This is a genomic window from Paenibacillus sp. IHB B 3415, assembly GCF_000802655.2.
In the GTDB taxonomy this organism is placed as follows: domain Bacteria; phylum Bacillota; class Bacilli; order Paenibacillales; family Paenibacillaceae; genus Paenibacillus_AQ; species Paenibacillus_AQ phytohabitans.
Window position 1 is genome coordinate 1 of record NZ_JUEI01000081.1, and the last position, 20,559, is coordinate 20,559.

The 20,559-nt window shown below is 52.5% G+C and carries 22 protein-coding genes and 1 riboswitch; of the genes, 17 read left to right on the forward strand and 5 right to left on the reverse strand.

The window, feature by feature from the left end; genetic code table 11:
- The 6 genes from QW71_RS29125 to pyk form a co-directional block, all read left to right on the forward strand.
- Positions 1-299: hypothetical protein (locus tag QW71_RS29125; RefSeq protein WP_039307655.1), on the forward strand; the 299-nt coding region annotated here is incomplete at its 5' end.
- A 542-nt stretch (positions 300-841) separates the two neighbouring features.
- On the forward strand, positions 842-1,342 hold the full coding sequence (locus QW71_RS29130; protein ID WP_039307658.1) for a phosphatidylglycerophosphatase A: 501 nt from the start codon (positions 842-844) through the stop codon (positions 1,340-1,342).
- A 148-nt stretch (positions 1,343-1,490) separates the two neighbouring features.
- A complete protein-coding gene (locus QW71_RS29135) occupies positions 1,491-1,679 on the forward strand; it encodes a hypothetical protein (protein WP_036700684.1) in 189 nt (62 codons plus the stop codon).
- A gap of 84 nt (positions 1,680-1,763) precedes the next feature.
- Positions 1,764-2,657 (forward strand): acetyl-CoA carboxylase, carboxyltransferase subunit beta, encoded by an 894-nt coding sequence (gene accD, locus QW71_RS29140; RefSeq protein WP_039307665.1) that lies wholly within the window; start codon positions 1,764-1,766, stop codon positions 2,655-2,657.
- Between the two features lies 1 nt (position 2,658).
- Positions 2,659-3,660, forward strand: a complete 1,002-nt coding sequence (locus QW71_RS29145; RefSeq protein ID WP_039307667.1) for an acetyl-CoA carboxylase carboxyltransferase subunit alpha — start codon at positions 2,659-2,661, stop codon at positions 3,658-3,660.
- A 340-nt stretch (positions 3,661-4,000) separates the two neighbouring features.
- Positions 4,001-5,425: a pyruvate kinase gene (gene pyk, locus QW71_RS29150; protein ID WP_039307670.1), complete on the forward strand. Its 1,425-nt coding sequence runs from the start codon at positions 4,001-4,003 to the stop codon at positions 5,423-5,425.
- 168 nt (positions 5,426-5,593) lie between these two features.
- Here pyk and QW71_RS29155 read toward each other — a convergent pair whose 3' ends face one another.
- Positions 5,594-6,337 carry a G1 family glutamic endopeptidase gene (locus QW71_RS29155; protein ID WP_235441587.1) on the reverse strand — a complete coding sequence of 248 codons (744 nt, stop codon included), beginning with the start codon at positions 6,335-6,337 and terminating at the stop codon, positions 5,594-5,596.
- 102 nt (positions 6,338-6,439) lie between these two features.
- Here QW71_RS29155 and QW71_RS29160 point away from each other — a divergent pair, with 102 nt between their 5' ends.
- The 3 genes from QW71_RS29160 to QW71_RS29170 are packed head-to-tail and all read left to right on the forward strand — an operon-like array spanning position 6,440 to position 8,590.
- Complete coding sequence (locus QW71_RS29160; RefSeq protein ID WP_039307673.1) at positions 6,440-7,621, forward strand: MFS transporter; 1,182 nt, start codon at positions 6,440-6,442, stop codon at positions 7,619-7,621.
- Between the two features lie 34 nt (positions 7,622-7,655).
- Entirely contained in the window at positions 7,656-8,195 is a 540-nt protein-coding gene (locus QW71_RS29165) for a thioesterase family protein (RefSeq protein ID WP_039307676.1), read from the forward strand.
- Positions 8,192-8,590, forward strand: coding sequence for an FxsA family protein (locus tag QW71_RS29170; RefSeq protein ID WP_036695825.1), 399 nt, complete (start codon positions 8,192-8,194; stop codon positions 8,588-8,590). Before QW71_RS29165 ends, QW71_RS29170 begins: the two co-directional genes overlap by 4 nt.
- Before the next feature lie 609 nt (positions 8,591-9,199).
- On the opposite strand, the gene ytvI is transcribed toward QW71_RS29170, so the two are convergent.
- Entirely contained in the window at positions 9,200-10,315 is a 1,116-nt protein-coding gene (ytvI, locus tag QW71_RS29175) for a sporulation integral membrane protein YtvI (protein ID WP_039307681.1), read from the reverse strand.
- Between the two features lie 389 nt (positions 10,316-10,704).
- Here ytvI and QW71_RS29180 point away from each other — a divergent pair, with 389 nt between their 5' ends.
- From QW71_RS29180 to QW71_RS29195, 4 genes are all read left to right on the forward strand, one after another.
- A complete protein-coding gene (locus QW71_RS29180; protein ID WP_039307684.1) occupies positions 10,705-11,817 on the forward strand; it encodes a citrate/2-methylcitrate synthase in 1,113 nt (370 codons plus the stop codon).
- 115 nt (positions 11,818-11,932) lie between these two features.
- A complete protein-coding gene (gene icd / locus QW71_RS29185) occupies positions 11,933-13,228 on the forward strand; it encodes an NADP-dependent isocitrate dehydrogenase (RefSeq protein ID WP_039307686.1) in 1,296 nt (431 codons plus the stop codon).
- Between the two features lie 217 nt (positions 13,229-13,445).
- Entirely contained in the window at positions 13,446-14,387 is a 942-nt protein-coding gene (mdh, locus tag QW71_RS29190; RefSeq protein ID WP_039307689.1) for a malate dehydrogenase, read from the forward strand.
- A gap of 92 nt (positions 14,388-14,479) precedes the next feature.
- Positions 14,480-14,905 carry a hypothetical protein gene (locus QW71_RS29195; RefSeq protein ID WP_039307717.1) on the forward strand — a complete coding sequence of 142 codons (426 nt, stop codon included), beginning with the start codon at positions 14,480-14,482 and terminating at the stop codon, positions 14,903-14,905.
- A gap of 763 nt (positions 14,906-15,668) precedes the next feature.
- Here the strand turns inward: QW71_RS29195 and QW71_RS29200 are convergent.
- The 3 genes from QW71_RS29200 to QW71_RS29210 form a co-directional block, all read right to left on the reverse strand.
- Positions 15,669-16,196, reverse strand: a complete 528-nt coding sequence (locus tag QW71_RS29200; protein ID WP_039307692.1) for an amidohydrolase family protein — start codon at positions 16,194-16,196, stop codon at positions 15,669-15,671.
- A complete protein-coding gene (locus QW71_RS29205; protein WP_039307695.1) occupies positions 16,181-16,822 on the reverse strand; it encodes an amidohydrolase family protein in 642 nt (213 codons plus the stop codon). Before QW71_RS29205 ends, QW71_RS29200 begins: the two co-directional genes overlap by 16 nt.
- 105 nt (positions 16,823-16,927) lie before the next feature.
- Entirely contained in the window at positions 16,928-17,356 is a 429-nt protein-coding gene (locus QW71_RS29210) for an NUDIX domain-containing protein (RefSeq protein ID WP_039307697.1), read from the reverse strand.
- A gap of 208 nt (positions 17,357-17,564) precedes the next feature.
- Here QW71_RS29210 and QW71_RS29215 point away from each other — a divergent pair, with 208 nt between their 5' ends.
- The 4 genes from QW71_RS29215 (at position 17,565) to QW71_RS29230 (ending at position 20,556) form a co-directional block, all read left to right on the forward strand.
- Positions 17,565-18,437, forward strand: a complete 873-nt coding sequence (locus tag QW71_RS29215; protein ID WP_039307699.1) for an SDR family oxidoreductase — start codon at positions 17,565-17,567, stop codon at positions 18,435-18,437.
- Positions 18,438-18,631: 194 nt separating this feature from the next.
- A riboswitch (TPP riboswitch) is annotated at positions 18,632-18,734 on the forward strand.
- Between the two features lie 112 nt (positions 18,735-18,846).
- Positions 18,847-19,509, forward strand: a complete 663-nt coding sequence (locus QW71_RS37420; protein ID WP_306766077.1) for a thiamine phosphate synthase — start codon at positions 18,847-18,849, stop codon at positions 19,507-19,509.
- On the forward strand, positions 19,506-19,709 hold the full coding sequence (gene thiS, locus QW71_RS29225; RefSeq protein ID WP_039307701.1) for a sulfur carrier protein ThiS: 204 nt from the start codon (positions 19,506-19,508) through the stop codon (positions 19,707-19,709). Before QW71_RS37420 ends, thiS begins: the two co-directional genes overlap by 4 nt.
- A gap of 82 nt (positions 19,710-19,791) precedes the next feature.
- Positions 19,792-20,556 (forward strand): thiazole synthase, encoded by a 765-nt coding sequence (locus QW71_RS29230; protein WP_039307703.1) that lies wholly within the window; start codon positions 19,792-19,794, stop codon positions 20,554-20,556.
- Positions 20,557-20,559 lie beyond the last annotated feature (3 nt).

Sequence of the window (20,559 nt, forward strand, 5' to 3'; positions counted from 1 at the left end):
CGGGAAGCCCTGCCCCGCTGCGCACGGGGCAGCCCGCTCCTGCTGAGCGCTCCGCAAGCTCAGCGCAGAGCACCCAGCGTGTCTTCATCAAGATCACGCCGGGCGCTGAGCTCAAAGGTCTGCTGCCGCGCCTCCAGGCGCTGCTGCAGACCCATCCGGGACCAGCCGCGACGCTGCTGTTCTACGAGCGCAACCAGAAGGTGCTGGCGCTCAGCGACAGCTACCGGATCGAGCCCTCGGAGGAGCTGTTTGCGGCAATAGAGAGCATGCTGGGAGCCGGAACCGTCAGAATCAGGTAGGAACGGCTTGCCGCCTCTAAGGAGGCTTTGCATCCGAAGCAGCGATACAACGTATCCCTTTCAGGTATACGCTTCAAAGGTATCCGATTCAACCGAATAAGTAACGGATCAATCGCCGTGGGGTTAGCGGAATACGTTCATTGCTTACACTTGATTCGTTGCTGGCAGTATAGAGACTTCCAGGTAAGCACTGAAGATATGAAAGTTGTACGTTGTGCAGCTTTGATTCATAGATAGCCGGGGGTATGGGAGGATTGTTGTATGAAATACAGGAATTATCCCGCTAAGCCGCTTGGAATAGGTGAAATGCTGCTTTTTGTACAACAATTTTGGATTTGAACCGGTTAAATGAGGAAACTGCTGCACGTTGTGCAGGATTCTGCAAAGTAATCCGGTCTCTGCCGTAAAAAGCGGATGAATCGGGAAATTTCCATAAAGCTTAAACATATTTTCTTATATTTAAAATAAGCACATTTCCGCCCTTTTCCGCATACATTAGGGAACCACAGGGCATTGTCCCGTGCGGAAAGGGGAATCACATCATGTCCTATCAATTGGCAGCAGACCTGCTGGAGCGCCGGGGAGTTTCGCTTGATTCTATCGCTGAGATCGTATATATTCTGCAATCGGCCTATTATCCCGATTTGACTGAGGAAGAGTGCCTCGTAAGCGTCAAGGCGGTGCTGGGCAAAAGAGAAGTACAGTACACGCTGATGACAGGTGTCGCGCTCGATGAGCTGGCGGAGAAGAAGCTGCTGCCGCAGCCGCTTCAGGCGGTGCTGGAGGCGGATGAATCGCTCTACGGGGCGGACGAGACTCTGGCGCTCGGCATCACGGGTGTATACGGGATGATCGGGCTGACAGGTTTCGGTTATCTGGACAAAATAAAGCTTGGAATTATCGGCAAATTGAATGATGATAAGGGTAGCATTCATGTATTTCTTGATGATCTGGTAGCCGGGATTGCAGCCGCGGCATCGGCCAGAATTGCCCACCGCCACGAAGGGGCGAAGGTCTATTCTCCTGCCTCCGGAGAGGCATAATTGCAGCTCTTGCATTTGTTAGAAGCGGCCTCCCGGTCAAGCAGCCATCCTGCCGAGCCTGTTGCGGGAAAAAAGAAAACTGTGTTATCATGATTCCATTATATACAGGATACGGCTGGGATTTGAGATTAGGGAGGCCTTGCAGGGCATGTGGACGGTAATCTATATAGCGCCGACCGCCAAAGTGGCGGAGATGATTCAGAGGAAGCTTACGGAAGAAGGATTTCTGATAAAATGCCGTCCGATTAATATGTCCAAGCAGCAGTTTGAGATTCTGGTTCCTTCAGGAGAGCTTGAAGAAGTGCAGGAGGTCCTGAATCTGATTCTGCATCCTTGAGAATTACAACTTAGAGATACATGAGCGGTCATGACAGCGGCAAGCTGCTATCTACGCAAATAAACGGCTGAAGAGGTGCGACCCTTGTTCAAAGATTTATTTCAGAAAAAACGGAAGTACGCGATCATTCCTTCAGAGCGTCTGGAGCGAAGTGGCGGACCGGCGGAAGGCGAGCGCCCCAAACGTGAGATTCCAGAAGGACTCATGAACAAATGCAACAAATGCGGAACGATCCAGTACAGCAAGGAACTGGAGAAGAATTTGAAAATATGCCCATCCTGCGGCTATCATATGCGCCTGAACGCTTCGGAACGGATTGCGATGACGCTGGACCCTGAAGGATTCATTGAGTTTGACAGCGAAATGGCATCCGTTGATCCGCTGCAGTTCCCCGGCTATGCCTCTAAGCTGGAACAACAGCAGTCCAAAACAGGACAGGTTGAAGCTGTAATCACCGGCCAGGGCACTATTGGCGGCCATCCGGTGATTGTAGCGGTGATGAACTTTGAGTTCTTCTCCGGAAGCATGGGGTCCGTAGTCGGCGAGAAGATTACCAGAGCGGTTGAAGAAGCAACAGAGCGGAGACTTCCGATGCTGATTTTCTCCACCTCGGGCGGAGCGAGAATGCAGGAGAGCATACTCAGTCTCATGCAGATGGCGAAGACAAGTAGCGCACTGGCCCGGTTCAGCGAAGCAGGAGGCCTGTATATATCCGTAATTACTGATCCGACCACAGGCGGGGTGTCGGCGAGTTTCGCCAGCCTGGGGGATATTATTATTGCCGAGCCCGGTGCGGTATTCGGTTTTGCCGGACGGATTGTGATTGAACAGACGATCCGCCAGAAGCTGCCGGAAGATTTCCAGACAGCAGAATTCAATTTGCAGCACGGCCAGCTGGATATGGTTGTGCACCGCAAGGAAATGCGCTCCACGTTAACCAAGCTGCTGGAGCTGCATGATGTGAAAGGGGGATTTTAGGTTGGCAGGAGAGTTGCCTTTTGAAATGCCTCTGGTAGAAATGCGCAAGAAAATTGCTGAACTGAAGCAGTTTGGCGAAGAAAAGGGTATTGATTTCAAAGATGAGGTAGCCCGTCTTGAGGAGCGTTACCACATCCTTGAGAATGAAGTATATTCGGATATCTCCCCGGCCCAGAAGATGCATCTGGCCCGGCATCACGGCCGTCCGACCTCACTGGATCTGATCGGACTTATCTTCACCGATTTCATGGAGCTGCATGGCGACCGCCTGTATGGTGATGATCTTGCCGTAGTCGGCGGGATCGCCAAGCTGAACGGCCGTCCGGTCACCGTAATCGGACAGCAGCGCGGCAAGGATACGAAGGAGAACATTCTGCGTTTCTTCGGCAGCGCGCATCCGGAAGGCTTCCGCAAGTCACTGCGTCTGATGAAGCAGGCAGAGAAATTCGGCCGTCCGATTATCACCTTTGTCGATACCAAAGGGGCTTATCCCGGCAATACGGCTGAGGAACGCGGACAGTCCGAAGCGATCGCCCGGAATTTGTACGAGATGTCTCAGCTGGCCGTACCGGTCATCTGCGTCGTTATCGGCGAAGGCGGCAGCGGCGGTGCCTTGGCTTTGGCCGTGGGCAACCGGGTCCTGATGCTGGAGCATGCCATCTATTCGGCGATCTCCCCCAACGGGGCGGCGTCCATTCTGTGGAAGGATGCCACCAAAGCAGAGCAGGCAGCTGAAGCGATGAAGATTACGGCGTCTGACCTGCTGGAGATGGAAGTGATCGAGGAGATCATTCCAGAACCCAAAGGCGGGGCACACCGTGACTACGAGGCAACGGCAGCGGCAATCAAGGATGCGGTATGGCGTCATTTGCAGGAATTATCCGTGATGGATTCGGCAGAACTTAAGGAAGACCGTTACCTTAAATTCCGCAAAATCGGCGAGTTCTCGGAGTCCCTCCAGGAACAGGATGCGCCTGAGGAGGAAGTGCAGATTGTAGAGTAATCTACACTTATCATTTGCACTTTCTGACATATTCCAGTGTATTCCTGTCCGTAAGCCGGTCGGAATACTTTAACCATTTATTCCCACTCCGATCATCCCGCAGACTTTGCGGGGTGATTTTTATTTTGACGGCATTCTTATAAAATTCGACTTTAATTTACAGCAAAAACAGGCACTAACATTGATTTTGTCTTCAACTTGCAGTAATATTCATAAGGGCGCAATAAAAGGTACATGTGACTACATGTGATAAAGTTCCTATACAGAGAGCAAGCCTTATAGTAGATTTTGTAGTTGGAAAAAGTGAGACAGAGAGAACGAAAAAACGGAGGAAAACCTAATGCGGAAAAGTAAAATTGTATGTACGATCGGACCTGCAAGTGAATCGTTGGAGAATATCAAAAAATTGATTTTGGCTGGTATGAATGTGGCCCGTCTGAACTTCTCCCACGGCGATTTTGAAGAGCACGGTGCCCGGATCAACACGATCCGTCAAGCTTCCAAAGAACTTGGCAAGACTGTTGCCATTCTGCTCGACACCAAAGGACCTGAGATTCGTACTGGTAAGCTGGAAGTAGAACCGATTGAACTGGTTCAGGACGAATACCTGACATTGACTACGGAAGAAATCCTGGGCGACCAGAACCGTATCTCCATCACGTATAACAACCTTCCTAACGATGTTCAAGTAGGATCGACTATCCTGATCGACGACGGCCTTATCGGTCTTACTGTTGTCGACATTCAAGGCACCGAAATCAAGACCCGTATTGTTAACGGCGGTACAATCAAGAGCAAGAAGGGCGTTAACGTACCAGGAGTATCCATCTCCCTGCCGGGTATTACGGAAAAAGACACCAATGATATCGTTTTTGGGATCGGACAGGACATCGATTTTATCGCCGCTTCCTTCGTTCGCAAAGCCAGCGACGTTCAGGAAATCCGTGCATTGCTTGAGAAGCACGACGCTTCCCACATCCAAATTATCTCCAAAATCGAGAACCAAGAAGGTGTCGATAACCTTGATGAAATTTTGGCAGCTTCCGACGGCCTCATGGTTGCCCGCGGCGACCTTGGCGTAGAAATTCCTGCTGAAGATGTGCCTCTGGCTCAGAAGCTGATGATTCAGAAATGTAACATCGCCGGAAAACCGGTAATCACAGCTACCCAAATGCTGGATTCCATGCAGCGCAACCCGCGTCCTACCCGCGCTGAAGCGAGTGACGTAGCGAACGCTATCTTCGACGGAACAGATGCAATCATGCTGTCCGGTGAAACTGCTGCCGGGAAATATCCGGTAGAATCCGTACTCACAATGTCCCGCATTGCTGAGAAGGCGGAATCTGCCCTGAACCACCGTGAGATCTTCATGAAGCAGCAAATTGCTCAAGAAACTACGGTAACTGAAGCGATTAGCCAATCTGTAGCGATTTCCGCTCTGGATCTGAACGCTAAAGCTATCATTTCTTCGACTGTAACTGGCCACACTGCACGCGTGGTTTCCAAATACCGTCCTAAATCACAAATCATTGCTGTAACTACCCAGGAAAGAACTATGCGTCAGCTGGCGCTGGTTTGGGGCGTAACTCCAGTATTCGGCAAAGAAGCTACTTCGACTGACGAATTGCTGGAAACTGCACTTCAAGGCGGTAAAGCTTCCGGTCTGGTAAAAGCCGGAGATCTTGTAGTAATTACTGCAGGTATCCCGCTGGGCCGTTCCGGTTCCACTAACCTGGTGAAGGTAGACACGATTCCAGCCGACTAGGATTTGGAAGAGGTTCTGCAGCATTAACAGAATACACCTAGTAGAGCAGTGGCGTTCTTAGCCGCTGCTCTTTTTATTGTGCAGGAGGGCAAAGCCGTTTTCACTTGCGGGTTGATATAAACGGTGCAAATGTATATATTGAATTGAGAGTTTTGAGAAACCGGGTAATCAGGTTCTTGTAAATATAGGGTTTATGGAGTAGACAGCAGGATGGCTTTTGCGGTAGATCCGCCGGACCGAGAAGGAATCGCCGCGGGGACCCGGCAGAGACGGCACGGCCTGCAGCGTTTTGTTCTGGACCATAATGCCGCCGTCTTGAGCCTTGAGCTTGGGACTGGATCCGTTAACCCGGCAGCAGGTGAATCTTACCAGCGATACCTTGGACAACGGTGCGATATTCTGACCCACCTGGGGAGCTTCCATGATCCATTCGGCAGAGGTTTGCGGCCCTTGATAGCGCTGGATAGTACGGAAAACCCAGTTTTTGCTGAGGTTGCGCAGAGTGATGCACCATTTACCCGGACTGAGCTTGACGATGGAAGCACGCATATGGTCTCCGGGAGATACAGGCAAGGGGATAACGGTCTCGGCAGCGGGCAGAATTTCCCACCAGGCATAGTACCGGACGGTTCCGTTTACCGATTCATGGCCGGTTCCGGTCTGGATCAGGCTGCTGTTCCGGAAGCCGTCGATGCCGATCCAGGCAGAAGAATAGGTAGCTTTGACCGTAGGTTTTACATAAGGGACGATCCAGTCGGCCGATATCCGCCGGTAGGTGCCTTTTTTGCCCGAGATGGCGTAACCGCTCCAGTTGCTGGATGTCCAGCCGAAGCCTGAGCTGACGGCTCTGCCTGTGTTGAGTTTATCTTTCAGACAGGGTTTGCTGCTTATCAATCTATTGACTTGGCCCACTTGTCCACCGCCTCATAATATGTTCTGTTCTATTTAATGCAGTAAGAGGCTCTTAAGGTTGGGTATTCTGTTAAAAAGGAAGAGAGAGGACTTATAACTCCAATGGAAAAAATATCGAAGCTGCGCGGGTTTTATCTGTTTCTGGGACTCGCCGGAGGCTCCTTCGGCTCTTATTTGTCACTGCTGCTCAAATCGAACGGACTTAACGTCAGCCAGATCGGCATGCTGATGGCTACGGGCACACTGATCGCGATCTGTGTGCAGCCCCTATGGGGAGTGATCTCCGACAGATATAACCAGGCGCGGCTGGTGCTTCTTCTGAGTGTTGCGGTTCCGGCGCTGCTTGCTGTGCTGTACCGGTCGGAGTATTTCATTGTGCTGATGCTGGTGTACACGGTATCCACGATCTTCTCATCCACACAGGCTCCCATTGCCGACTCTTACGCCATAGCGGCGGCGAACAGAGCCGGATCGACTTACGGCAGCATCCGGATGATGATGAGCATAGGAGCCGCTGTAGGAGCCATAGCCGGGGGGCAATATGTATCTAAATTCTCGGTATCCACGATCTGGCTGCCGTTTCTGCTGCTGAATGCCGTTGCAGTGGCCATTGCCTTCACCCTGCCGAAGCAGGCGGAAGAGAATCACATGATGAGCCAGTCCTTCTCCCAGGGCGTCAAAAAGCTGCTCGGTAACCGTATATTCCTGGCCTTTCTCGGGGGAAGCTTCCTGGTGAACCAGACGATGACGGCGTTCGGTACTTATTTCGTCCTTGCCTTCCAGTCGGTTGGCGGCTCTACCAGCTCTGCCGGGATCGCCCTGTTTCTGGCGTCGATCACTAACGTACCTTCCATGTTCTTCGCCTCCAAGGTTATCCGCAGGCTGGGTATGGAGCGGACGCTGCTGCTGGGTGCGCTGATCTATGTGCTGCGCTGGGGAATTCAGGTGGCTTTCCCGTATCCTTCAGTCATGATTGGGGTACAGGTGCTGCACGGCCTTTCCTTCGGCTTCTTTTATATTGCTGCAGTTGAATATGTATCGAAGATTACCTCTGCGGAGATGCAGGCGACGGGACAAAGTGTATTTAACATCGTATTCTCCGGCTTTGCCGGTATTCTGGGCAATCTGCTGAACGGAATGCTGCTGAATCAGGGCGGGGTCGGCCTTATGAATCTGTCCTGTATGCTGAGTGCGGCGGCCGGCGCGGCTCTGTTGTTCTATGTCGCCCGGAGCTCACGCAGCAAGCTGCCGCTGAAGGCCTCTTCCGGCGGAGTCAGCGCTTAGCTGCCCGCCTGCCATTACAGAAAGGAGCATGAATATGAATTCACACAAACCGGGGTGGTCCAGCCGCTGGCATGAAACTTCATTTCGTGTGCGTTATCAGGAAACCGATCAGATGGGTGTGGTCTATCACGCCAATTATTTGACCTGGTTTGAAAGCGGGCGTACGGAGATGTTCCGCGGACTGGGCTTTGCCTACCGCACACTTGAGAGCCTGGGGCTATTATTGCCTGTGACCTCTGCAGATTTGCAATTTAAAAGCCCGGCGCGATATGATGATCTTATTGCCGTGTATGCACGGTTAACAACCTTCTCGGCCTTAAGGGTTGTCTATGAATATGAAATCCGCCGTGTGGCGGAAGAGCACGGAGAAGGCGGAGCGTCCGGAGCGTCCGGGACCCGTAAGGCGCGTCCGGCGGCCAGTGAACCTCTTCCCGGCGAACTGCTGGTCAGCGGCTCGACGAGCCATGTCTGGCTGAACAAGGAATGGAAGCCTGTGCGTATCGACAGGGCGCAGCCTGAGCTGTTTCGCGCTATCACTACGGCGCTTAAGGAAGAAGAAGGAGGAGCAGTATGATCAGGAACAAATGGCTGTGGGCTGCATTATTCGCCGTCCCGGCCGTGGAATTATTCGGTTTCATCTATGTCTCAAGTTTTCTTGGAGCGCCCAAGACCCTGCTGATCATGCTGGCCACTTCGGTCATCGGTCTGCTCATGATGCGGTTTGAAGGCAAAAAAGTGCTGCAGGACAGCAGAACACATATGCAGGAAGGACGGGTGCCCGGACGGACCATGCTGGATGGCTTATGTATCTTTTTTGGCGGTCTGCTGCTGATTCTGCCGGGCTTCGTCACGGATCTGATCGGCTTTACACTGGTATTTCCGCTGACCCGGCCGCTATACCGGGTTTTTCTGCTGAAATGGATCGAGAAGAAGATGAAAAACGGCACCTTCACCTTCTACCGCAGGTAGAGCCGGGGGCGCCGCAAGGACAATGAGGTTTGGAAAAAGCGTTCGGCTGCTGGATAATGCGGCTGAGCGCTTTTTTGCTTGCAGCCGAACCGGATGTAGCGAAATGTTGCAGATTATGCAGGAGTATGCGGTGGGAAATGACGATGAACGAGGACTGGGCCCGATGTATGCGAAAAACCGAATACAATGTGCGGCTGACAGCGCAAACGGACCTAATGTATGTGAAAAACCGAATACAATGTGCGGCGGGTAGCGCAAACGGACCTAATGTATGCGAAAAACCGAATACAATGTGCGGCGGGTAGCGCAAACGGACCTAATGTATGCGAAAAACCGAATACAATGTGCGGCTGACAGCGCAAACGGACCTAATGTATGTGAAAAACCGAATACAATGTGCGGCGGGTAGGGTAAACGGGTCTAATGTATGCGAAAAACCGAATACAATGTGCGGCGGGTAGGGTAAACGGGTCTAATGTATGCGAAAAACCGAATACAATGTGCGGCCGTTAGCGCAAACGGGCTCGGTGTATGGGGACGGAGGTCCAGACCGTGACCGGATATTTGCTCTACTGGCATTTAAGGAGCTTGTGAAATATTGGCGTAAAGCTAGTGCAGCCGGCCGCTGAGGATGTAGCTGCGCAGTGCGCGGAACACGCCGGCTCGGCCGAACGCGTCCAGAATGACGAGCAGCACCGGGCCGAGGATCAGGCCCAGCATGCCGAACAGCTGAAGTCCGGCGAACATGCCGATCAGCATGGCGAGCGGGTCCAGCCCGATGCTGCTGGCCAGTACCTTCGGCTCAAGCACCTGCCGGGTGATCAGAATGATGCCATACAGCACCAGAAGGCCGACCGCCAGAGCCAGGTTCCCGGTCATGTAGGAATACAGCGCCCAGGGGAGGATCACGATGCCAACCCCGAGATAAGGCACCAGATCGACGATGCCGATAGTCAGGCCAATGGCGAAGGCAGAGTCTACGCCCAGCAGCAGCAGGCCGATGATCACGATCACTGCAGTTACGGAGATCAGCACGAGCTGGGCACGGAGGTAGCCGAACAGCGCCTTGCGCAGATCCTTCCAGATCTCCGAGACCGGCCGCAGCAGCGGAGCGGGGAGGAGTGAGAGCAGCTTGGCGTTATGCCGTTCCCAACCGGTGCTGAGGAAGAAGGCAGCCAGTACGATCACGATCAGAATCGTGCCGAGGCTCGGCAGCGAGGAGATCAGCCCCAGAATCATGTTGAAGAATCCGGTGATCAGCTGTGTCATGGCGTGGCCTACAGTTTCCGTGGTTCTGCTGATGTTACTGTCAATCGTGGCATGGTAACCCGGATTGTCGTGGTAAAACTGGTTGATCTGGTTAATAATATTCTGAATGCTGGCATTGCGGCTAACCTTCAGCAGCAGCTCGCGCCATTGGTCTGTGTGGAGGTCGAAGGTCTGGAGCAACACAATGAGCTCCTTCACCAGCCGGGTAATCAGCGCGGTCAGTACAAGGCCCGTACCTCCAATATAAAAAAGCAGCGAGAGGGCCACCGCCAGCCAGCCAGGGAGCTTCAGCCCCCGCAGGATCAGCACCAGCGGATGTATAAGGTAAGCCAGCAGCCAGGCCAGCAGCAGGGGATAGAGGAGCGGCAGCAGTACATAAACAGCCAGCAGGATCACGGCGGCGGCAAGCACGACCCACAGGCCGCGCAGCACTCTTTTGAGTACAAGTGTATCGATATCCGGTCCCTCCTACTCTAACGGGTGTACAAGGAATAACTGCTCGTCTTATGTATATTCATAGAGCATGCGAAAAGACTAGCAGGGACGGAAAAGGGCAGAATGGAGAAGCTTACTAACCTGAAAGCGTAATCATGAAACAGTTTTTCCGTTAGTTTTTTTCTATCTCTCCGATAAAATCATTTGATCCGCTGCAAAGCTCCCACGTTGTTCACATAACCGTCAAAATCCGGTATGATTATTACAGGTTAAACAGCAGAAATATAGTTGCAATCTTCAGCCCCTGTCCTGATGCCTTTTGCGGAGAATTGAAATACTTAAAAATGTAAATGTTTTCATGAGGTTTGAACCAGCATTATATACCCTTGTTGGCAAAGGAGAGAGATACTATGACAGCTACTAAAGGACTTGAAGGCATCGTTGCAACGACCTCATCGATCAGCTCCATTGTGGATGGAGTGCTCACTTACCGCGGTTATGATATTGATGATCTGGCGGATAATGCCACCTTTGAGGAGACCGCTTATTTGCTGTGGTTCGGCAATCTGCCGACAGTACCGGAGCTTGAAGCGCTGCGCCGCGACCTGAGTGCTTCAGCCCAGATCCCGGATCAGGTGCTTGCCCAGATGAAGCTGTATCCGAAGGAAGCCAACACGATGGCGGCATTGCGCTCCGCCGTATCCGCCCTGGCACTGTACGACGAGGCTGCGGATGATATGAGCCGTGAAGCAAATCAGATCAAAGCTGTGAAGCTTCAGGCACAGATTCCGACTGTGGTTGCCGCATTGGCGCGCATCCGTAAAGGACTTGAGCCGGTAGCGCCCAAAGAGGGCCTGACCATTGCCGAGAACTTCCTCTACATGCTGTGGGGAGAGCAGCCGGATATCGTATCCGTCAAGGCGCTGGATGCAGCCCTCGTGCTGCATGCAGACCATGAGCTGAATGCTTCTACTTTTGCCGGACGGGTAACTGTGGCTACACTTTCTGACATCTATTCCGGAGTTACTTCGGCTATTGGTGCGCTTAAGGGGCCGCTGCATGGCGGTGCGAATGAAGCCGTGATGAAGATGCTGGAGGAAATCGGCACGCTTGATGCCGTTGAGCCGTATGTCCAAGGCAAGCTGGAACGCCGTGAGAAGATTATGGGCTTCGGACACCGTGTATACAAGAACGGCGATCCGCGGGCTAAACATCTGATGAAGATGTCCTATGAGCTGGGCACGATGAAGAATGACACTACGCTCTATGACATGTCAGTCAAGGTTGAAGAGCTGATTACCGGGCAAAAAGGGCTCAAACCGAATGTCGACTTCTATTCGGCATCCGTCTATACACAGCTGGGTATTGAACGTGAGCTGTTCACTCCGATCTTCGCGATCAGCCGGACCTCAGGCTGGACTGCGCATATTCTGGAGCAATATGAAGACAACCGGATTATCCGGCCGCGCGCCGAATATACCGGCATGTCCGACATGAAATACGTCCCTGTAGACGAACGATAACAAGGCGGCCCCTTGCGGGCCGCTCCACCCCTTTAGTACAATGAACTATAATATACGCAGCAACTGCTTATTGATTATTGCTTGTACATCATACTTTTAGGAGGAATTCCCACTAATGTTGAAACTGGAAAAGTACGATCTGCCCACAGAAGGCGAACAAATTACAATCGAAGACGGCAAGCTGCTGGTTCCGGATCAGCCGATTATCCCTTTTATCGAGGGTGACGGTACAGGCCGTGACATTTGGAAAGCCTCCAAGCGTGTGCTGGATGCGGCCGTAGAGAAAGCTTACGGCGGCGCGAAGCAGATTGCCTGGTACGAAGTTTTTGCCGGCGAGAAAGCCTTCAATACATATGGTGAATGGCTGCCGAATGACACTCTGGAAGCAATCCGCGAGTATATTGTAGCCATCAAAGGCCCGTTGACAACTCCGATCGGAGGCGGTATCCGCTCTCTGAATGTGGCGCTGCGCCAGGAGCTGGACCTGTATGTATGTCTGCGTCCGGTACGTTATTTCGACGGTGTTCCTTCACCGGTGAAGCATCCGGAGCTGGTGGATATGGTTATTTTCCGTGAGAATACTGAAGATATCTATGCCGGGATTGAATATCAGGAAGGTTCCGCTGAAGTGAAGAAGGTTATCGAGTTCCTGCAGAAGGAAATGGGCGTGAACAAGATCCGCTTCCCGGAAACTTCCGGTATCGGCATTAAGCCTGTCTCTGAGGAAGGCTCGAAGCGCCTGGTGCGTTCTGCGGTTGAGTATGCCATCAAGCACGGACGCAAGAGCGTGACGCTGGTACACAAAGGCAATATCATGAAATTTACCGAAGGCGCATTTAAGAACTGGGGCTACGAAGTGGCTGAACAGGAGTTCGGCGACAAGGTCTTCACCTGGAACCAATATGATGTCATCAAGGAACGTGATGGTGAAGCTGCAGCGAATGCTGCCCAGAAGGAAGCCGAAGCAGCCGGCAAAATTATTGTCAAGGACGCTATCGCCGACATCGCTCTGCAGCAGGTGTTGACCCGTCCGACGGATTTCGATGTCATAGCGACGCTGAACCTGAACGGGGATTACCTCTCCGACGCACTGGCTGCCCAAATCGGCGGCATCGGTATCGCTCCGGGAGCGAACATTAACTATCTCACTGGACATGCTATTTTTGAAGCTACTCATGGTACAGCGCCTAAGTATGCGGATAAGGATGTTGTGAATCCGGGTTCGGTTATTCTCTCCGGCGTTATGCTGCTTGAGCATCTGGGCTGGCAGGAAGCGGCTGACCTGATCTACAAGGGAATGAGCACGGCGATTAACAACAAGACGGTTACTTATGACTTTGCCCGCCAGATGGAAGGCGCTACAGAGCTGAAATGCTCCGCCTTTGCTGACGAGATTATCAGCAATCTATAAGCAATTGTATTGCAAGTATGGGCTGCACGATCGTCATGATCGTGCAGCTTAAGCTTGTGCAGCGGCCTGCCCGCTGAAGATTATGCTTACGAAGCGGGTTCTGCGAAGTGCAATTAAGGAAGTCTATGCTATCCAAACGAAGTATGTGCTTCCAAGGCAGCTTTGCAAAGTGAGATCAAGGAAGCCTATGCTATCACAACTTTTAGGAGGTCTTCCCGTGGCCATCAAACGTTATAAAATCACTGTCGTAGGTGCCGGATTCACCGGTGCGACTACGGCGCTTATGCTTGCCCAGAAGGAGCTTGGCAATGTAGTGCTGCTCGATATTCCTCAGTTGGAGAATCCGACCAAGGGTAAAGCGCTCGATATGCTGGAAGCCGGACCTGTACAGAAATTCGATGCCCAGATCACCGGAACTTCAAGCTACGAAGATGCAGCCGATTCCGATATCGTCATTATTACGGCAGGGATTGCACGCAAGCCCGGCATGAGCCGTGATGATCTGGTCAACACCAATGCGGGTATCGTGAAGTCGGTCTGCGAGAACGTGAAACGGGTGGCCCCTGAGTCTATCGTGATCATTCTGAGCAATCCGGTTGATGCCATGACTTATGTGGCTTACAATGCACTTGGTTTTCCAAAGAATCGCGTAATCGGACAATCCGGCGTACTCGATACAGCGCGTTACTGTACATTCATCGCCCAGGAGCTTAATGTTTCGGTTGAAGATGTACGCGGTTTCGTGCTGGGCGGTCATGGGGATGATATGGTTCCGCTTGTGCGTTATTCCAGTGTGGGCGGTATTCCGATCGATACGCTGATCCCTGCGGAACGCATCGCTGAGATTGTGCAGCGTACCCGTGTCGGCGGCGGTGAAATCGTCAGCCTGCTGGGTAACGGAAGCGCTTATTATGCGCCTGCGGCATCACTGGTTCAGATGACGGAAGCAATCCTCAAGGACAAGAAACGGATTATCCCTGTAATTGCCCTGCTTGAAGGTGAATACGGATACGATAATTTGTTCATGGGTATTCCGGCACTTCTGGGTGCAGATGGCATCGAGAAGATCTTCGAGCTGGAGCTTACGGCAGAGGAGAAGGCGGCTCTGGATAAATCAGCCGATTCTGTCCGTGCGGTCACTTCGGCAGTAACTGTGTAAGTAACGTTAGCGGGCAGCTGCTGAAGCCCCTTTTTGCAGGCAGAATCGGGGCTTTGCTGCTGTTTAATCCTACAATGTCGGAGGAGATTGATATGGACCGTATTTTCTTTTTCCTGCATATGATCGGCACACTGGCGCTTGGCTTCTATCTGGTATTGCCGTTTATTCTGAGCGGGACGGCGAAGCTGTCCGCCCCGGCGAAGGAAGGCACCTTGAGCGCCATCGGCGGCTTCAACCGCTTTGCACAGTATGGACTAGTTATCCAGCTGTTGACCGGAGGCTATATGATGACCAAGGGTGACTATTCTGTCGCCTGGATGATCGTTGTGGTTGTGCTGCTGCTGGCGATGTTTGCGCTTGGCGGCATCATGAGCAGACCCCTGCGCCTGGCTGCGGCCGGAATGCGGGAGAACCGTGATGTCTCTGCAGAAACCGCCAAGATCCGGACCATGAGCCTGCTGCTGATGGTCGTGCTGGTTATCATGATCTTTTTCATGGTGTACCGGCGCCTTATTTAATCCTGGCTCTGATTTATAGGGAGGACCGGGAGTTCAAAGGCTCTGGCAGCTTAGGCTGCCAGGGCTTTTTGTTGTGTAAGACACTGAAGCAGATCCGTCTGAAGGACGATGTGTTCTTGTAACAGGAATTCCGCTGAAGCCCCCGGAAGCTGGGCCAAATGAGGGGATAATGTATGCGGAAAATCGAACACAATGAGCATCCGTGGAGGTGATCGAGCCAAATGTATGCGAAAAATCGAACACAATGAGCATCCGAGGAGGTAACCGGGCCAAATGTATGCGAAAAATCGAACATAATGAGCTCTCATGGAGTTAACGGACCAAATGTATGCGAAAAATCGAACACAATGTGCTTTCATGGAGTTAACGGACCAAATGCATGCGAAAAATCGAACACAATGTGCCTCCGAGAAGGTAACCGGGCCGAATGTATGCGAAAAATCGAACACAATGTGCTTCCGTGGAGGTAACCGGGCCAAATGTATGCGAAAAACCGAATACAATGTGCTCTCGTGAAGGTAACCGGACCAAATGTATGCGAAAAATCGAACACAATGTGCTTTCATGGAGGTAACCGGGCCAAATGTAGTTGTCGGATGCGCAGAAGGCGCTGCTGGAGGTAACAGCGGTGAACAAGATGATTACATTGAAGGCAGCGGCGGATCAGCTGTAGACAGGACTGCCGGGAACCATACTGGGCACTATAAATTAAAAAAGGCCGTTTCCCTAGTGGAGAGCGGTCTTTAATCATACTATATAACCATTATTTCGTTACGATCCTGCCGTCCTTCATCACAAATTTAACTTTCCGGAGATTGTCGATATCGGCAAGCGGGTTACCCTCTATGACAAATAGATCTGCCCTCTTGCCCGGTTCAATCGATCCAATCTCATGAGCCAGATTGCATATCTTCGCACCGGTTGAAGTGGCGGCTGTGATAATCTGCATCGGGGTGAGACCCGCCTCGTCCAATAAACGGATTTCTTCCCACGGCATTCCCAGCCTGTACCACGGGCTTTCTTCTCCGATGAAATCATCTCCGAGGCCAATCTCTCCGCCTGCCTGAATGAATCTCCGGACATTATCCAGTCCTTGTTCTAACAGCGGAGCGCCGAATTTGTCCTGAAACATCTTTAGTACAGTGAGTGTGGGGACGATCCGGATATTGGAGGCTACCATTTGCCGGATCAGGTCATCGTCCAGCCGGTCGTAAATCACATGCGCAGCATCGTTAATCCCCGCATTCACAAGAATCTGAAGGTTGCGCGCGCTGGTTACATGAGCAGACACATATGCACCATGCTCCGGGCTTCCCGGCAGATACTCTCCAGAAGCTCCTGATTCAGCTGCGGCAGTCCGTTTGTCCCGGGATCATAGCCGTCTTCCAGCGCTGTTTTGATACAATGAATCCCTTGTTCTAATACCCCGCGGACCTTCAATCTGGCTTCATCCGCAGATCCAACTCCGATAGGGGCCTGCCCGCCATACCCGCGGGGAGCCGTGAAGACTTTGCCGGTTGTGATTATTCGGGGAAAAGATCCGCGGTCCAGCGCTTTTGTATGTGCCATCACATCGTCAAGCGTTGCTGCTGTTGTCATCCCCTCGTCACGGATCGTGGTTATTCCTTCTGAGAGGCAGGCAGCTAAATATTCCTTATGGTACCCGTGAAGCGGCTCGTTCTTAATGAATTTGAAGCTGGTGTGTGCATGGGTATGAATAAATCCCGGCAGGACCACAAGCCCCTCAAGATCTATCTCCGTTACTGAGTTATGTTCCAGCCTGCTGCTCCCTTGCCCGCCAACCATGCCGAACCGGCCATTAACAATTTCAATGCTTGCATTGTACAGCGGCTGGCGCCCCGTTCCGTCGATTAACGTCGCGTTGGTCAATCGTATAATCTCATTTTCATTTCCCATGACAGATAGTGGACCCTCCAGTGAAGATAGTTGTCTTCCAAGAGAAAGTATAGGATATAAAAATGTCCGGATATATATAATATTCTCATAGAAACCGTTCATTACTTACCGTAACAATCCTTCCAGCTCAAAAATGCCGTGTTCCTGAAAGTCAGTGATAATCTGCGGCGGCAGCAGGGTGAGTAATTCACTTAAAGTGCACCAGCGGTAATCGGTATGCTCTTCCGAGAGCTGGATTTCGCCACGGGCTGCGCGGCATAAATAGGTGATAATCACTACCTGTCTCGCAGGGTCCGTGAGCAGGGTTACCGCGTAAAGGATACGTTCTGTCGTAACCGCAAGTCCGGTTTCCTCAAGAATTTCTCTTTCCAGTGCAGCCTCCAGGCTTTCACCAAATTCGATTTTGCCTCCGGCACATTCCCAGCTTCCGGCACCTGCAGAATCGGCGGCAGCCCGCTTGACGAGGAGGATTCTGCCCTGATACAGGATGACACCTTTGACGGCAACGATGATGGTTTTTGATTTTTTGGACATGAGGATAACTCTCCTTCTGCAGGCTCTATAATGGACCGGGGAACGCGTTGGACTGAAGATTTTCTGTTTGGCCAGCTTCCCTATGTGGTAAGTAAAATAACGTAAAGCGATTTTTGCTAGGTAAGTATGATGCATAAACACCAGACTTTTAGCCATCCTAACATGATTAGTAAAACAGTATAATGGTACAGCGAAAGGAGAATGGATTATGCCAGACACCAGCAAACAACCCGTCAAAACCCTGCCTCCGCAGGTACAGGACCAGCAGCCCGGAATTGAAAGCGAGATGAACCCGCTTCCGGAGTTTGAAACCTCGGCTTACAAGGCAGCAGGCAAGCTGCTGGGCAAGGCCGCGCTCATTACCGGAGGGGACAGCGGAATCGGTCGTGCGGTTGCCGTTCATTTTGCCAAAGAAGGCGCAGATGTAGTGATATCCTATCTGAATGAGCATGAAGATGCGGAAGAAACCAAACGTCAGGTGGAACAGGAGGGGCGGAAGTGTATTCTGATCTCCGGTGATATCGGGGTTGAGGCCTTCTGTCAGGATCTGATTAATAAAACCATTGAGGGACTCGGCAAGCTGGACATCCTGATTAACAATGCGGCAGAGCAGCATCCGCAGGAGACTATTGAGGACATTACCGCCGAGCAGCTGGAGCGGACGTTCCGGACGAATATATTCTCCATGTTCTATCTGACCAAGGCAGCGATGCCCCATCTCAAAAAAGGCTCCACGATCATCAACACTACGTCTATCACGGCGTACCGCGGCAGCCCGCAGCTGCTGGACTATTCGTCCACCAAAGGAGCAATTCTCAGCTTCACCCGCTCCCTGTCGATGAATCTCGCAGACAAAGGCATCCGCGTGAACGCGGTAGCACCGGGACCGATCTGGACGCCGCTGATTCCGTCTACGTTTGACGCGAAGAAGGTCAGTGAATTCGGCGGCACCCAGCCGATGAAGCGTCCGGGACAGCCCGAAGAGCTGGCACCGGCTTATGTGTATCTGGCTTCTGACGACTCCTCCTATGTGAGCGGTCAGGTCATGCATGTGAACGGCGGCGAGATCGTTAACGGCTGACCATTGGCACTGCTTTGTAAGCCGGATAAGTTTATACAGGTTTAAGGCATCCAAGGTTCAACAGGTGAAAAGTCAGCCGGAAGGCTGGCTTTTTTGCCGTTTAAACCCGCTGGATTTAATAACTGAATCTATTAAAGAATAGCTCTTACAGGAATAATATGCTAATATACAAACTGCAAGAACAATAGAATATGAACGATCACTAGGGGTGCCGCAAGGCTGAGACGAACATATCTGTTCGGACCCTTTGAACCTGATCTGGTTTATACCAGCGTAGGGAAGTGGAGAATGAATAATGCAGCGGGGGTAACGGCTTACCCGGTATTCCTGCTTATATTCCGGACTGCTTCCTGATACAGGGGGCGGTCTTTTTGTATTTTCCGGAATGCCGTATAGAGGGAAGGTGAAGGTGCTGAAAGAAATCCATTTGATCTCGGATGGGAGGCTGAATCCGGAGCAGTTTGCCGGTTTGGCTGCTGCTGTACATAACATGGTGGATTATATCCATCTCCGGGAAAAAGCCCTGACCGCACGGGAGCTTCTGGCTGCCGCAGAGCGGTTGCTGCAAGCGGGGGTTCCTCCCTCTAAGCTGGTCATTAATGACCGGATAGATGTGGCTCTGGCAGCAGGGGCAGCCGGTGTCCAATTGGCCTGGCACAGTCTGCCGCCTGCCGGGGCGCGCGGCATTGCCCCGGGCCTGCGGCTGGGCAGGTCAGTGCACTCCTCGGAGGAAGCGGCACGCGCCGGACGGCAGGGAGCGGACTTCTGTCTGTATGGACATGTATTCCCCACGGCCTGCAAGCCCGGACAGCGGGAACGGGGCCTGGAGCAGCTGGAAGTGGCCGTCCGCTGCAGCAGTATACCGCTGATTGCTATCGGAGGCATCACACCGGGTAATACCGGACCAGTTCTATTGAAAGGTGCTGCCGGAATAGCCGTAATGTCCGGGATATGCGGAGCGACGGACCCTGCTGGCGCCGCTGAGGCCTACAGATCATCCGTTCAGGCCGCAGCGTATGCTGAAGTCCTGAATGAAGCCCCCTTACCGGGCAAAGGAGGTGAACTGGAATGAATTTGACCGTTAACGGCCACAGAGGAAGGTATGATGAGAGCTGCCGGACGCTGGCTGATCTTCTGGCCCGGCCTGAGTGGGCCGGGAAGCTGGTTATTGTGGAGCTGAATGGCGAGCTTGCCGGCAGAGAGGTTTATGAAGATACATTGCTGAATGAAGGTGACCGAGTTGAGCTGGTTCATTTTGTCGGCGGAGGCTAGGGGGCCTTGCACGCGCAGCAGACGGAACAATGCAGATACGTAATTTAGCTTAAGGCAGTGACTTATCACAGGAGGCGATATGATGCAAGATCCTTTGGTTATCGGAGGAGTTACTTTAACGAGCAGACTGTTCATCGGGACCGGAAAATACAGCCGCAACACCCTTATTCCTGAAGTGATTGCCCGTTCGGGTTCACAAGTCATTACGGTTGCCCTGCGCCGGGTAGATCCGGAGAGCAAGGACAATATTATCAGCCATATTCCTTCCCACATGACGCTGCTGCCCAATACCTCCGGTGCACGCACCGCAGAGGAAGCCGTACGCATTGCCAGGCTGGCGAAGTCGGCGGGACTGGGTAATTGGGTGAAGATCGAGGTTATCAATGATCAGAAATATCTGCTGCCTGATAATACCGAGACGATCAGAGCGACAGAAATTCTAGCTGCGGAGGGTTTCGTTGTTCTGCCTTACATGAGCCCTGATCTGTCAGCCGCACTCCGGCTGAAGGAGGCGGGAGCTGCAGCCGTCATGCCGCTGGGAGCGCCAATCGGCTCTAACCGCGGGCTGCAGACCAAGGAGCTGATCCGGATTCTGATATCAGAAACGGGTCTGCCCATCATCGTGGATGCCGGTATTGGCAGACCCTCCGAGGCTGCTGAGGCGATGGAAATGGGCGCAGCCGCTGTGCTGCTGAATACGGCAATTGCCACCGCCCGGGACCCGCAGCTGATGGCGGAGGCATTCCGCGAAGCGGTGTCGGCGGGGCGGAAGGCCTATCTGGCCGGGCTGGGGCCGGTGGAAGAGACAGCCGCAGCTTCTTCGCCGCTGACCGGATTTCTGGCCTGACTG